The sequence below is a fragment of the Aquimarina amphilecti genome, from assembly GCF_900109375.1.
In the GTDB taxonomy this organism is placed as follows: Bacteria; Bacteroidota; Bacteroidia; order Flavobacteriales; family Flavobacteriaceae; genus Aquimarina; species Aquimarina amphilecti.
This window is the reverse complement of the sequence record NZ_FOAB01000009.1, coordinates 1-14,620: the sequence shown is the minus strand read 5'-3', so window position 1 is coordinate 14,620 and position 14,620 is coordinate 1. Positions and strand designations below refer to the sequence as shown.

Below are 14,620 nucleotides of genomic sequence, written 5' to 3'. Positions count from 1 at the left end.
CAAAGCTAATCAGGATATACTCTATAATACAAGGACTTATTATTGGTATTTATAAATTGAGAGTTGAAATTTATAAATTTCAACTCCTTATAAATTACTCTAATTGTTTCTTTAGATAGCTATTAAATCTTTACATTCGTATGATATAGTTTATCTTAAAAAATTACTGTTAAAAAAGTGCTTTACTGATGAAGATTAAAAATCTATCGATAATTTATTTAATCCTACTATTATTGGCTAGTGAATTTGTGATTGCACAGGATAATTATACCGAGCTAGTACAACTTATAAGAAAAGAAAAAGTAGATTCTTTAAAAATAAAAATTATACAAACACATCTTAACAATGCCATTAGTAAATCTGACACACTAAATATGGCCAATGCATACCTATTCTTATCTCTATACCAACCTAATAAAAAAATCAATTATATAGATAGTGTAATTAATATTACAAAAAATAAAAATTACTTCAGATTCCCATCCGTAAGCTACTTACAAAAAGGTGTTGTCAACTATGAAACAGGACAATATATAGAAGCTCTAGAATTATATATAAAAGCATCTGAAGCCGCTAAAAAAAGTGGTAATGATAGAATATACTTATTAGCAAAATTTAATATTGGGTTATTAAAAAACATGTCAGGTGATCGAGAAGAAGCACTAACTATTTTTTCTGAATACATAAATTTTATCGAACAAAACCCGGAGTACCAAGATCAATTTAATTACAATCGTGCTTTATTTGCACTTGCAGATTCTTACATTCATATTAAAGATTTAGAGCTTGCAAAAACGGCCATTGATAAAGGAATAAATGAAACCTTAAAAACAAATGACTCTACAGTCTATTCTTATATTTTAGTAACTTCGGGAATACATCAATATTTACTAAACAATTATCAGAAAGCTATTGATAGTCTGCAAAAAGGAAAAAAACTAATTGAACAATTTGATGATTTAGAAACAAGAATAGCAACCTGTGATTACTATATAGGTAGAAGCTATAAAGATATTGGAAATGAAGAAAAAAGTATTTTTTATTTTAAAAAAACCGATACCATACTAAGAAAAACAAAAGATGTAATACCAGATATTATTAGTGTTTATGATTATTTAAGGGCATTTGCAAAATCTGAAAACAATTATGAGTTACAGCTAGAATACATTAATACGCAGTTAGAACTTGATAGTATTAAACACGCAAATCAAGTAAACTTAACAAGAAATATTACCAAAAAATACGATGCCGCTGAACTAAAGTCTGAAAAAGAAAAACTTATAAAACAATTTGAAAAAGATACTTTCTTAAAAAATAATACAATTAATTTTTTAATAGTATTATCTATTATTTTAGTATTGATCGCCATTTATGGATTTAGAAAAAGTTATTTAAATAAAATACGTTTTCAGAAGTTACTAAAACAACCTAAAACAGATAAATCAGAGCTTATTAAAAATGTTAATGAAGGATTAACTAAAAGACCTGATATAGATATTCCTGCAGATGTAATAGAAACAATTCTAAAAAACCTTCACAATTTTGAAGATAAAAAACAATTTGCTAAAAAGCATTATACATTAAATTCTTTGGCAAAAGAATTACAAACGAATAGTGCATATTTATCAAAAATCATCAATGTCTATAAAAATGTAAATTTTGCAAATTACTTGAATAACTTAAGAATAGATTACGCCATTGATCAACTTAGTTCTAATAAATCATTAAGATCATATACCATACAAGCTATTGCAGAAGAAGTAGGTTTTAAAAATGCTCAATCATTTTCTTCAGCTTTTCATAAAAAAACAGGAATATATCCTTCTTATTTTATAAAGCACATAAAACCCTGATATTTAAACATAAAAACTCTTTTTATTATCTTGAAATTTATAAATTTCAAGAATCTTTACGTGTAATTTTATAACTAAAATTGTAGATTGTCTAAACACAAATTATAATAATATGAAAAGGGGAAAATTAAAGAAATTAAGTCTAGATAAAATAAAAATTGCAAAATTAAACAACGCACAGGCAATTATGGGCGGTTCAATTCATCCGACTTCAACTGACATTCCTACGATTACAGAGCTTACTGGAACTCATACCAAAATCTGCGATGATATTGGAACACATACTTCTACTAAAACGGTTCCTCTTAGTAGTGTTGCTATCTGTGTCGAGTAAAATATTCACATCAATACTACAAAATCTATACTATGAAAAATAAGACCAAATTAAGCCTAGATAAAATTAAAATCGCTAAACTAAATAACCTACGATACATTGTTGGAGGATCATTATCTTTTATAGAAGAAGGTACAGCACCTATTGAACCAACTGATTTAATAACAGCTGGAGATACAAAAATGACTTCTACAAAGACAGGCGCTGGCAGTATAAATACTACTGCAATTGAAACTAATATTTAAATAAAATATCAGTATCCATTGATTTAGATAATATAATAATACTTTAACTTTTTGGGGAAAATGAAAAATAGTCAAAGAAAAAAAATAAGTCTGGATAAAATAAAGATAGCTAGATTAGATCATCTTGATAAACTTAATGGAGGATCACAAGACACTAAAGATCAATCTACTAATGCAGAAAATTGTTTTACTAAACCAATCATTTGTAAGACTCAGGGAGATTGTAATGTTTCGACTAAAACTCTTGCTTTAACTGGTGATTTAGGTTGTCTAACAATCTAGCCTAACAGAAAAAGGAATATTCTTAGATCACCTTTAACCGCTTATATATATATTCCTTAAATGTTCTCCCTATAGGAATATGATGACCTTGTATTTCTATTGTTTGATCATACTCATGTAATGAGTCTATCTTATTCCAATTTATGATATAAGATCTATGTGTTTGTACAAATTCTAAACTTTGAAGTTTCTTACTTAGTTTTAAAATAGAGTATCGTACAGATAATTTCTTATGGTCTGTAGTAACAATAGAACAATAATTTTTAGAATCAGTATGCGCAAAAAGTATAGAGTTTAAATTTACTTTTATTAGTTTATTTCCACTCTTTACAAATATATTCTCCGGTTCACTAGTTGCATTTTTCCCTGAATTAATCTCTTGTTTCTGAGCCAATATCAATGCAGCCTGTAAATCATCTTTATTAATTGGTTTTGTTAAATAAGCAGCTGGATTTATATTTGCTGCTTTACTCATTACGTCCTTATCATTATCAGAAGTAGCAAAAAACACTGGAATTTCATAAAGCGTTTTAATTTTATTTCCCAATTCGATACCAGATTCTTTCCCTTTAAGATGAATATCTAAAATAACTGCATCTGGTTTTAATTCTCCAATTTGTTCTTGAGCTTCGAACGGATCATCTGAACTACCAATACAAAAATACCCTAACTCTTCTAGAGAGATTTTAATATCTTCTAAATGAAATATATCATCTTCTACTATATAAATATTCATGATCTGTATGCTTTATTTACGCTGATAAAGGTTTAGAAATTGCCCCTTCTTCTTTGGTCAACGATATGGTTATGGGAATGCTTAAGTCAAAACGCGTGCCAATTCTTTTTTCTGAAGAGACACTAATTGTTCCTTTATGCATTTTTATAAATCGATAAACCAGATTAAGCCCCAGTCCTGTTCCCTTTTCACCTTGTGTACCAATAGTCGATTTCTTTTCTTCTAAATTAAAAATATTCTCCAATTGTTCCGAAGACATACCTACTCCGGTATCAATCACTGAACATAAAAACTCTTCATTTTCGTTTTTAAATTCTATTCGAATATTTCCATCTTCAGTATACTTTAAAGCATTACCGATTAGGTTTCTAAAAATCACATGAAAAGCTCCTTTATCAAAATTAACAGAAAAATCTTTCTCGTATTTTAGTTCTATGTTGGTACTCTTATATAAAGCTTGTTGTTTATATGATGTTATGATTTCGGTTAACTCTTTATTTACAGATATCGTCTGAGGATTCATTTTATAGCCATTCATTTGTTCTAACGACCAATTCAATAAATTATCAAGCATATTGGATAAACTCTCCGAGTTTTGTTCTAATGCCTGCGAAAGCTCTATTGTCTTCTCATTATTACCTTTCTCTATATGATACTTTAATATTTTACCCGATCGCTGGAACGGAATTATCATTCCTCTAAGATCATGCGCTATAATAGAAAAAAGACGATTCTTAACTTGGTTTGTAGAAACCAATTCTTTTTGTTGTTTCTTCAATTTTCTAAAAGCCCAAGCTCCTACCCCTAGCAACAGTAATAAAAACCCAGCTGCTAACAAGTACAAATTTTGTTGAGCCTGTGCTTGTTTAGTTATTTGCTTTTGTTCATCTTTTTCTTTGTTCAAATTTACAATAGCAAGCTCTTTCTTTTTGGTATCATATTTTTTTTCTAGATCAGCGACTTTGGTTTTAACTTCTTCATTTTCAATAGAATCTTTTATGAAATGGAATTTTTTAAGATACATTAACGCCTTTTTAGATTCCCCTATATTCTCAAAATAATCACTTTTGTAATAATGAAGGCTCTTTTCGAATGTCAATATTTTTGATTTATCTGTTTCTATTTCTAATAAATCTATATATTTCTTTGCACTTGGAAAATTCTGTTTTTTGAGATTAATTTTCGCCATGCCGTCTATTGCCGATATTAACATCATATCATCCATTTTTTTTACAGCATTAGCATTCAGTATATTTTGATAAGCTTCTTTAAAATAAACTTCTGCTTTATCGTAATCCTCTATATTTTCAAAATAGATAGTTGCTTTAGTATGCAGCGCATCTGATACGAATCCATTATCATTTAATTTTCTTGCTATCACTAGAGTAGAATCTACTGAACTTAGAGCATCTTCTGCTAGATTCAATTTTCTTTGCGCATCCGCCATCCTAGAATAAGTAATCATTCGGACATACCGGTTATGAGTTTTATCTGATTCTTCTATTGCTTTCTTAAAATATTTTATGGCAATATCATATTGTTTCAGTCTCTTATATGAAGTTGCGAGCATACAGTAATACATATCCAAACCAGATGGTTTACTATCTTGTTCTAATACCTCAATAGCCTTTAAAAAACTATCCACTGCCTTTTCATACTTAGACAATCTTATAGAATACGTTCCTCTATTCCCATAACAAGATGGTAAATAACTGGTAAAGTTATTTTTCTCTGATATAATTACTGTACTATCGGTATGTTTTAGAGCTTTTTCATAATCTGCTTCTATATCAGCTAAATAAGCATGCGTTTGATGGTATAAAATCCAATGTTCACTCTCAGGATATTTAGTAAGAAGTTTTCTAGTTTGTTTTAATAGTAATTCTGCCTCTGTTTTATTGTTTTGTAATGCTAAATTATATGCTTTTTTTCCATATGCAGATGATAACAATTCTGAATCATCAATCCTCTTAGCCAGTTTAATACCTTTATCTAAATAATAAATAGATGAATCAATACTTCTTTGGTTCAGAAACATATAACCTCTAGATATTTGTATTTCAGCTTTACAAGTTTCATCGACTTTGTCGATCATCGCTCTACTCAATTTAAAAGCTACTTCATAACTCTGGATGGTATCCATAGCTTCATGCCATTTTTTACAGTACTCTTCTTTAGTTTGAGAATAAATAGAGGAAAATATCAAGAAAACAAACAATTGCAATAATGATTTTTGTAGAGTCATGGCTAGTTATTTTACATTAAGTATTCTCTTGTTTTTATGCCGAAAGAGCTTTGCTATCTGTTTTTTTATAGAATTTATAGTTTCTAATAGGAAGATTCAAATCAAATCGAGTGCCAATTCTTTTTTCTGAGGAAACACTAATGTTTCCTTCGTTCATTTTAATAAAGCGATAAATCAGGTTAAGTCCCAGTCCCGTTCCCTTTTCTCCTTGTGTACCAATAGTCGATTTCTTTTCTTCTAAATTAAAAATATTCTCCAATTGTTCCGAAGACATACCAACTCCGGTATCAATCACTGAACATAAAAACTCTTCATTTTCATTTTTAAATTCTATTCGAATATTTCCTTCCTCAGTATACTTTAAGGCATTCCCTATTAAATTTCTAAAGATCACATGAAAAGCTCCTTTATCAAAATTAACGGAAAAATCTTTCCCGTATTTTAGTTCTATGTTGGTATTCTTATATATAGCTTGTTGTTTATATGACGTTATGATTTCGGTTAACTCTTTTTTTATAGATATTGTTTGGGGGGTCATTTTATAACCATTCATCTGTTCTAATGACCAATTCAATAAATTATCTAGCATATTGGATAAACTCTCTGAGTTCTGTTCTAATGCCCGAGAAAGATCTATTGTCTTTTCATTATTACCTTTCTCTATATGATATTTCAATATTTTACCTGATCGCTGGAACGGAATTATCATGCCTCTAAGATCATGCGCTATAATAGAAAAAAGACGATTCTTAACTTGATTTACAGAAATCAATTCTTCTTGTTGCTTCTTTAATTTTCTAAAAGCCCAAGCTCCAATTCCTAACAACAATAATAAAAAAATAGCTACTAATAAATATAAATATTGTTGAGCTTTGGCTTGTTTGGCAATTTGTTCTTGCTCTTTTTTTTGTTGATTAAGAGTAACTATAGCTAGTTCTTTCTTTTTAGTATCATATTTTTTTTCTAGGTCTACTACTTTTGTCTGGACTTGCTGATTTGATATAGAATCTTTTATAGAATAATACTTCCTAAGATGTTTAATTGCTAAAAAAGAATTATTTGTTTGTTCATAGTACTCACTAAAAATTTTATGCATTTGCTGTTCATAGGCCATGATGCTAATTCTCTCTGTTACATCTACAAAAACTTTTATATATGGTTTTATTTTTTCAAAATCTTTTTGATTTATATATATATCCATTAGTCCTTCTATAGATTCATATAAAGTTAAGGCAACATCGTTTCTTATAGCTATATCATATGCTTCTTTAAAATACTTTTCGGCTTTTGTATACCTATCAAAGTTTTTATAAAAAAGTCTTCCCTTTTCAATTAAAACTTCAGCTATTTTAATTTCATTATTTTTTTTTTTTGATAAAGTAAATGTAGAATCGATTATACTTAATGCTTTCTCATCCTCACCCAATTCCTGATAACACCTTATTAATTTTGAATAACTAGATAAAAGAATGTTAGTATCTGACTTAGCTTTAGATATTGGAATACTTTTTCTAAAGTATTTTTCTGCGGTTTTATATTCTCCCCATTTAAGATAACTATGTCCTAAATGAAAATACATATTTTCAATATCTAAGTTGTTATTTTCTTTTTCTTTTAACTCGATTGCATATAATAAATTCTCAGCTGCTTTCTGGTAGTTTGATAAATTAAAGTAAAGCAATCCTTTTTGCATATACCTACTAGCTATGCCTTGTTTATTATTAACTCTATTTAATGTACTTATAAATGAGTCATTATATTTTAAAGCTAAATGATAATCTGATTTTTTAACCGCAATTTTAATATTACTAATATAATATGAACCCCAGATTCTACTATTCTCATTTTTGTCCAGTATCCTTTTTGCCTTCTCTAACCATTTTAATGATTCTTTTTCATCATTATATTCCTCAATCCATAAATATGCTTTTCCTGTATATCCACCAGAAAGAATTTCCTCTGCATTTTCTTTTTTTGCTAATTCTATAGATTTATCATAGCTATACAAAGCAGAATCCTTTTTTCCCAATTGCTGATACATATGTGCTGATGCCATATAAATTTCAGCTTTACAAATAGCATTTACTTTATGTATCATCAAGTTATTAAGCTTAAACAAATCTTCAGAACTTGATATAGTCTTCATCTGTTTTCGCCATGATTCACAATCATCATCTAAATTCTGAGCATAAATAACAACACTAGTGAAAAAAGCAATAAATATGTATTCTAGTTTAACCATTGGTAAATATTCTTTACACTTACATATTATTAATTACATCAAAGATAAACTCTCAAAACCTATTTCAGTAATATTATACAAGACCTCTAAAGAATACTTTTTAAAGAACATGAAGCCTTATCATCATAGTTTTTAAAAGTAATTTAATGATAAACATTAAAAAACACATCTAAATATATTCATTAAATCAGTTCATATAATACAAAATATACCGACTACCATATACATTATATAAATAAAAATATGTTGTACAAAAAACAGTGTAAATTATAAATAAGTCAAATAGAATAAATCAGACAAACTTTACTAATCCATATTAGATTAGATTCCTTCTCGCTTATTTACAGGAGTGGTAGGATTGTAACCAAAACCAGAAATTTTTAGTTCTACATTAAGTTGATTAAGAATATACCCTATTGTAGCATAATGATGAATCGCATGACTATTCGCATGTGCAAGAATACTTTCTAAAGTATAATTGACTGTAACTTTTCCTTGTCCCATATTATCAGTAACATGAATCAAATAATCAGTATTCACATCAACATAAGAAAGTAACGTTTCTTGGAGTGTATATATATGATCCTTTGTAGCTTCTATATTTGTAGACAAAATTTCATCCCTCTTGCGTGCAGTAAGATCTATATCATTAGTATCTAATCCATTAATGATGCAATCAAAAAAATCTAATGTATGCCTCATATGGGAACCAATACTTGAGTAGTATGGTCCTACAGAATTGTTACAGTAAGTTTCTAAAGTTATTTCGTCTAATAATGCGATAGCATTATTGAGATTATGATTTATTGAAGATATGATAAGTTCTTTCATAGGGAATTATGGACGTAATATACACAATAAACTTACATAATAACTTTTGCAAAACGTTAAATTTATGATTTACATAGATAAGAATACAATACGGTACAGTTAACCTCGTTATGACTGAATCAAATGATGAAAACACTTATCAAACAGTAGGATATCTATCACTTTGTTTATGGGTAACCCATAAATATTAAGATAAAGTGCGCATTTCATCGATTAATGACATTTATTTTTGGATGTTACTTATAAAATATTGTATACTTGTACTGTTCATTAAAAAGCCCCCATAAAAATGAAAAGAATAGCATCCATCTTATTTTTACTTTGTTTTATCCCCCAGGCCAATGCCCAAAACCTTTATGAAGATGCTTTAACTGCTGCTAGTTATGCATATTCGCATTCTAAAAAAGCGCACGGAGCTAATAATGTATTCCATACTCAAGAATATGCAGATAAAGCTATAGAAGCTCTCGAAAAAGTAGAAGAACTTGCTGATAAATGTGGTTGTACAGATGCTAACGAAACTGCATATGAGGCTAAGACTAATATGGTGAGTTCCTTAGATCAAGATACTTATGAGCGAAGTCGATATTATGCAAAGCAAGCTAAAGATCTTGGTCCTAAATTATTAGAACAATTAACAGATTGCCAAGCTAATAATGGGAGTAGTGAATCTTATGTTGTAGATGCTGCTAGTGATGAAGAAGAGGAAGCAATAGCGGTTGCATCTGAAGAAGTTGCACAAAAACAAAGAGAATTAGCAGAGCAAAGACGTCAATTAGAAATTGAACAACAAAAACTACAACAACAGATTGCAGAGCAACAAAAAGCTAAAGCAGAATTTGAAGCACAACGTGCTGCAGAATTAAAGGAACAAACAGTAGTAAAAGCAAAAGCAGAGCAAGCATTACAAAAATTAGAAAGTGCTTTACAAGAATTAAGTATAGCTTTTGATGATGAATCAATATTTGAATCTCAAAAGGATTATTTAAGAAGCGAAAACGATTTGCAAAATGAAACTTTGAATGACACTAAAAGTTTTTATGTGAATAGAGCTAAAGAACTTACTAAAAGTGCTATGCAACAATTCGCAGGATATACAGAAAATTAATATAATTGAATTTTATTTTGTAGCCCCAAAATAAAATTTTTTAGAAGCGACATCTTAATTTAAGGTGTCGTTTTTTTTTGATCAAATGTGAATAAAATATAAAATTTTATAATCACATTTTTGGAAATATTCCATAAATTTGGAAAAATTCCATAAACATATAAAATTGAGAACCATATTACATCTTGATCTTGATACATTTTATGTATCAGTAGAGCGTCTTATTGATAGTTCATTACAAAAAAAACCTTTATTAGTAGGTGGTGTTAGTGATCGTGGTGTTGTAGCTGCTTGTAGTTATGAAACTCGAGCATTTGGTATACATTCAGGAATGTCTATGAAAATAGCTAGAGAACTATGTCCTGAAGCTACAATTATAAAAGGTAATGCCGGTACATATAGTAAATACTCAGATTTAGTTACAGACATTATTAAAGATAAAGTTCCTGTCTTTGAAAAATCTAGTATTGATGAATTTTATGCAGATTTATCAGGAATGGACAAGTTTTTTGGTGCTTATAAGTATGCGTCAGAACTTAGGCAAACAATCATATCAGAAACCGGTCTACCAATTTCTTTAGGGTTTGCGCAAAATAAAATAGTATCTAAAGTAGCTACTAATGAAGCTAAGCCTAATAATCAATTAAAAATTGATTTTGGTACAGAAAAACCTTTTCTAGCCCCTTTATCTATCAAGAAAATCCCTATGGTTGGTGATAAAACTTTTCAAACATTAAGAAACTTAGGAATAAGACAAGTAAAAACAGTACAAGATATGCCTGTAGATGTTATGAAAAGAGTTTTAGGAGTAAATGGATTAACTATATGGAAAAGAGCCAATGGAATAGATAATACGCCGGTTATTAGTTTTTCTGAACGTAAATCTATATCAACAGAAAGAACATTTGATAGAGATACTATAGATATTCATAAACTACGTAACATTCTTGTAGCAATGACAGAAAATTTATCATATCAATTGCGTAGAGGAAATAAACTATCCGCATGCATAGCAGTAAAAATCAGGTATTCTGATTTTAATACATACTCCAAACAAATTAAGGTCCCTTACACTAGTGCTGATCACATTCTAATTCCTAAAATTTTAGAACTATTCGAAAAATTATATCAGAAAAGATTGTTAGTACGATTAATAGGTATCAGGTTTAGTCATCTAGTAACCGGGAATTATCAAATAAACCTTTTTGAAGACAATGAAAAACAACTTAATCTGTACAAGGCTTTAGATCATATTAGAAACCAATATGGAGATCGAAGCGTAATTAGAGCTGTAGCCATGGGATCTAAAACTATTGGCAGAATGCAAAATCCATTTAATGGTCAACCACCAATTGTATTAGCACATAGAAAACAATAAATATGTACCTTAATTGCCATTCATATTATAGTTTAAGATTCGGGACTTTTTCTGAAATAGCACTATTAGAACTTGCAAAAGAAAATGAAGTAGATTGTGTAGCTTTAACAGATATCAATAATACATCAGCTTGCTTAAACTTTATTAGAAAAGCAAAAGAATACAAAATTAAACCTATAGTAGGTATTGATTTTAGAAATGATTGTCAACAACTATATGTAGGTATTGCAAAAAATAATAAAGGGTATAAAGAATTGAATGATTTTTTATCCTACCACTCTCATAATAAAATTGAGTTCCCTAAAAAAGCTCCATCATTCAGTAATGTTTTTATCATATACCCTTTCAAACAAATTATAGAAACAAAAAAAAATAATTTTTTATCTAATGAATTTATAGGTATTTCTATAAAAGAACTACCCAAACTTAAATTTTCAAAATATCTACAGCTAGAAAATAAACTTGTTACGCTACAGCCCGTAACTTTTAGAACTAAAAAAGATTTTAATGCCCATCGCTTATTAAGAGCCATAGACAATAATACATTACTTAGTAGATTACCCGAACAACAACAAGCATGCTTTTCAGAAAAAATGATACCAAATGATGACATCAAAAAACAATTTATTGACTTTGATTTCATTATCAGAAATACTGAAAACATACTAAATAAATGTATAATAAGTTTTGAATTTTCTAAAAACAAACCTTCATTAAATCAAAAAACCTATACAGATAATATCCAAGAAGATAATGCACTATTAAAAAAATTATGTAAAAAAGGGCTCCCCTATCGATATAAAGAACCTACAAAAAAAGTACTCGATAGGTTAAAAAAAGAACTCGCATTGATCACTAAAATGAATTTCGTATCCTATTTTTTAATTAACTGGAGAATTATTTCATATGCCCAAGAAAAAGGATATTATTATGTCGGGCGTGGTAGTGGTGCAAATAGTATAGTAGCTTATCTATTAAAAATTACAGATGTAGATCCTATCGAATTAGACTTATATTTCGAAAGATTTATAAATTCACATCGTACTAGTCCTCCAGACTTTGATATTGATTTTTCTTGGAGAGACAGACAAGATATCACACAATTTATATTTTCAGAATTTGACAATGTTGCATTGCTTGGAGCATATGTAACTTTCCATTATAAAGGAGCTGTAAGAGAGTTAGGCAAAGTGTTTGGCTTACCTAAATTCGAAATAGATAAACTCAGTGAAGGTAACTACGATTACAATTCTTTAGACCATATCCATAAACTAGTAATTGTTTATAGTCAACTTATACAAGGAATGCCTAATTATATAAGTATTCATGCTAGTGGTATATTAATTAGTGAAAAAGCACTTCATGAGTATGCTGCTACAGATCTACCTCCCAAGGGTTTTCCTACTGTACAGTTTGATATGATTATTGCAGAAGATCTTGGGCTATATAAATTTGATATTTTGGGACAACGTGGACTAGCTAAAATTAAAGAAGCTATAAAGATTATCGAGTATAATCAACCCGAAAAGGCAAACTTTGATATCCACGATATAGATAGTTTTAAAAAAGACCCTAATATTAATGGTTTGATCAGAGAAGCAAAATGTTTAGCCTGCTTTTATGTAGAATCTCCCGCCATGCGCATGTTATTAAGTAAACTTAAAACAGATAATTATTTAGGTTTAGTCGCAGCTAGCTCTATTATAAGACCTGGAGTTGCTAAAAGTGGAATGATGCGCGAATATATCCTACGAGAACATGATGTCGAAAGACGAAAGAATTCACATCCTATTATGCTAGATTTAATGAAAGAAACTTACGGGATTATGGTATACCAAGAAGATGTAATTAAGGTTGCACATCTTTTTGCAAAACTGACTCTTGATGAAGCTGATGTATTACGCAGAGGAATGAGTGGTAAATTCAGATCTCGTAAAGAATTCAAAGAAGTACAAAAAAAATTTATTCAAAATTGCAGAAATGAAGGATATGAAGAACAATTAATTTTTGAAATATGGGATCAAGTAGCAAGTTTCGCTGGTTATGCTTTTCCAAAAGGACATTCTGCTTCTTATGCAGTAGAAAGCTATCAAAGTTTATTCCTAAAAGCATATTTTCCTCTAGAATATCTTGTAGCTACATTAAATAATGGAGGTGGGTTTTATCGCCCAGAAATATATTTACATGAAGCAAAATTACTTGGAGCAAAAATCTTGACTCCATGCATAAACACTAGTAAATACGAGCATATCCTTATAAATGACTGTATATATCTTGGATTAAATATATTGCGTAATCTAGATCATAAAACAATAGAACTTATATTATCAGACCGCAAACAATACGGAACTTTTTTATCACTTGACAATTTTATTGACAGAGTACACATAAGTATCGACCAAATAAGTATACTCATAAAAATAGATGCATTTTCATTTACACAAAAAAACAAACACGAACTATTATGGGAAGCACATTTTAAATTGAACGATACTCCTCCAAATTATCATCAACCTCTTTTATTTAAAGAAAAACGAACTGAATATCAATTACCAAAATTTAATACATCAAAATTAGAAAATGCTTTTGAACAAATTGAAGCCTTTGGATTCCCTATCTGTGGATATTACGAAATAATGACTTCTAAACCTATGAATCAAAATAGGGCTAATCAACTAAAAGAATATTTAAATAAAAAAATTGATATTTATGGGTATTTAATAGCTATGAAAAACACTAAAACTTCAAATGGTAAACGTATGGCTTTTGGAACTTTTTTGGACCAATTTGGAGATATCTTTGATACCGTACTATTTCCATCTGTACAGGAAAAATACAAACTTAGGCATAAGGGTGTTTATCGTATATATGGCAAAGTTGTAGAAGAATTTGGATTTCTAAGTATTGAAGTAATTAAAATAATTAAACAAGATTATATTCAAGATCCAAGATATTCATAATATCTATGGATAGTTGTATAGAATAATAAAACACAGTTAGGATTTCTTTAGATTTTGGATATAAAAAAACCCTTCATTATAATAATGAAGGGTTTTCAAGGAAGGCGGCGACCTACTCTCCCACGATTGTAGTACCATTGGCGCTAACGGGCTTAACTTCTCTGTTCGGAATGGTAAGAGGTGAGCCCCGATGCTATAACCACCTTAAGCTGTTTGCTGAATCTTGTTAATCACAAGAGTTCAACTAATATTGTTGACATATTGATTTAAATTATAAAATACGATCTAAAAAAGTAACTAAAAAGAAGCTATCAAAGCAATTCTCCGTCCTGCTAATTGCTTAGCAGGACGTGCGCATAAGCCTATGGGTTATTAGTACTACTCGGCTATGACATTACTGCCTTTA

The 14,620-nt window shown here is 29.2% G+C and carries 11 protein-coding genes and 1 rRNA gene; 7 read left to right on the top strand and 5 right to left on the bottom strand.

What is annotated here, in order from left to right; translation table 11 throughout:
* The first annotated feature begins 188 nt into the window (after window positions 1-188).
* The 4 genes from BMY33_RS20195 (at window position 189) to BMY33_RS20180 (ending at window position 2,714) form a co-directional block, all read left to right on the top strand.
* Window positions 189-1,853, top strand: a complete 1,665-nt coding sequence (locus BMY33_RS20195) for a helix-turn-helix domain-containing protein (RefSeq protein ID WP_091411908.1) — start codon at window positions 189-191, stop codon at window positions 1,851-1,853.
* Between the two features lie 112 nt (window positions 1,854-1,965).
* Entirely contained in the window at window positions 1,966-2,187 is a 222-nt protein-coding gene (locus BMY33_RS20190) for a hypothetical protein (RefSeq protein WP_091411906.1), read from the top strand.
* A gap of 32 nt (window positions 2,188-2,219) precedes the next feature.
* The gene (locus BMY33_RS20185; RefSeq protein ID WP_091411904.1) at window positions 2,220-2,432 is read left to right on the top strand and encodes a hypothetical protein; all 213 of its coding nucleotides are present in this window, start codon (window positions 2,220-2,222) and stop codon (window positions 2,430-2,432) included.
* 60 nt (window positions 2,433-2,492) lie between these two features.
* Window positions 2,493-2,714, top strand: coding sequence for a hypothetical protein (locus tag BMY33_RS20180; protein ID WP_091411903.1), 222 nt, complete (start codon window positions 2,493-2,495; stop codon window positions 2,712-2,714).
* A 22-nt stretch (window positions 2,715-2,736) separates the two neighbouring features.
* Here the strand turns inward: BMY33_RS20180 and BMY33_RS20175 are convergent, their stop codons facing one another.
* The 4 genes from BMY33_RS20175 to BMY33_RS20160 all read right to left on the bottom strand — a co-directional run bounded on the left by BMY33_RS20175 (window position 2,737) and on the right by BMY33_RS20160 (window position 8,768).
* Window positions 2,737-3,450, bottom strand: a complete 714-nt coding sequence (locus tag BMY33_RS20175; protein ID WP_091411901.1) for a LytR/AlgR family response regulator transcription factor — start codon at window positions 3,448-3,450, stop codon at window positions 2,737-2,739.
* Window positions 3,451-3,466: 16 nt separating this feature from the next.
* Window positions 3,467-5,695, bottom strand: coding sequence for an ATP-binding protein (locus tag BMY33_RS20170; protein ID WP_091411899.1), 2,229 nt, complete (start codon window positions 5,693-5,695; stop codon window positions 3,467-3,469).
* Window positions 5,696-5,729: 34 nt separating this feature from the next.
* Entirely contained in the window at window positions 5,730-7,937 is a 2,208-nt protein-coding gene (locus tag BMY33_RS20165; RefSeq protein WP_091411897.1) for an ATP-binding protein, read from the bottom strand.
* A 321-nt stretch (window positions 7,938-8,258) separates the two neighbouring features.
* Complete coding sequence (locus tag BMY33_RS20160; protein WP_091411895.1) at window positions 8,259-8,768, bottom strand: DinB family protein; 510 nt, start codon at window positions 8,766-8,768, stop codon at window positions 8,259-8,261.
* 289 nt (window positions 8,769-9,057) lie between these two features.
* Here BMY33_RS20160 and BMY33_RS20155 point away from each other — a divergent pair, with 289 nt between their 5' ends.
* From BMY33_RS20155 to BMY33_RS20145, 3 genes are all read left to right on the top strand, one after another.
* Window positions 9,058-9,876 (top strand): hypothetical protein, encoded by an 819-nt coding sequence (locus tag BMY33_RS20155; protein ID WP_091411892.1) that lies wholly within the window; start codon window positions 9,058-9,060, stop codon window positions 9,874-9,876.
* A 160-nt stretch (window positions 9,877-10,036) separates the two neighbouring features.
* Window positions 10,037-11,254: a DNA polymerase IV gene (gene dinB / locus BMY33_RS20150; RefSeq protein WP_091412158.1), complete on the top strand. Its 1,218-nt coding sequence runs from the start codon at window positions 10,037-10,039 to the stop codon at window positions 11,252-11,254.
* A 2-nt stretch (window positions 11,255-11,256) separates the two neighbouring features.
* A complete protein-coding gene (locus BMY33_RS20145; protein WP_091411889.1) occupies window positions 11,257-14,214 on the top strand; it encodes a DNA polymerase III subunit alpha in 2,958 nt (985 codons plus the stop codon).
* A gap of 99 nt (window positions 14,215-14,313) precedes the next feature.
* Here the strand turns inward: BMY33_RS20145 and rrf are convergent.
* Window positions 14,314-14,421, bottom strand: a 5S ribosomal RNA gene (rrf, locus tag BMY33_RS20140).
* Window positions 14,422-14,620 lie beyond the last annotated feature (199 nt).

Bases quoted from the DNA above. Each gene is read 5' to 3' on its own strand.
- BMY33_RS20160 (WP_091411895.1), bottom strand. From the start codon at position 8,768: ATGAAAGAACTTATCATATCTTCAATAAATCATAATCTCAATAATGCT.
- BMY33_RS20155 (WP_091411892.1), top strand. From the start codon at position 9,058: ATGAAAAGAATAGCATCCATCTTATTTTTACTTTGTTTTATCCCCCAG.
- BMY33_RS20180 (WP_091411903.1), top strand. From the start codon at position 2,493: ATGAAAAATAGTCAAAGAAAAAAAATAAGTCTGGATAAAATAAAGATA.
- BMY33_RS20190 (WP_091411906.1), top strand. From the start codon at position 1,966: ATGAAAAGGGGAAAATTAAAGAAATTAAGTCTAGATAAAATAAAAATT.
- BMY33_RS20165 (WP_091411897.1), bottom strand. From the start codon at position 7,937: ATGGTTAAACTAGAATACATATTTATTGCTTTTTTCACTAGTGTTGTT.
- BMY33_RS20175 (WP_091411901.1), bottom strand. From the start codon at position 3,450: ATGAATATTTATATAGTAGAAGATGATATATTTCATTTAGAAGATATT.
- BMY33_RS20170 (WP_091411899.1), bottom strand. From the start codon at position 5,695: ATGACTCTACAAAAATCATTATTGCAATTGTTTGTTTTCTTGATATTT.
- BMY33_RS20185 (WP_091411904.1), top strand. From the start codon at position 2,220: ATGAAAAATAAGACCAAATTAAGCCTAGATAAAATTAAAATCGCTAAA.
- BMY33_RS20145 (WP_091411889.1), top strand. From the start codon at position 11,257: ATGTACCTTAATTGCCATTCATATTATAGTTTAAGATTCGGGACTTTT.
- BMY33_RS20195 (WP_091411908.1), top strand. From the start codon at position 189: ATGAAGATTAAAAATCTATCGATAATTTATTTAATCCTACTATTATTG.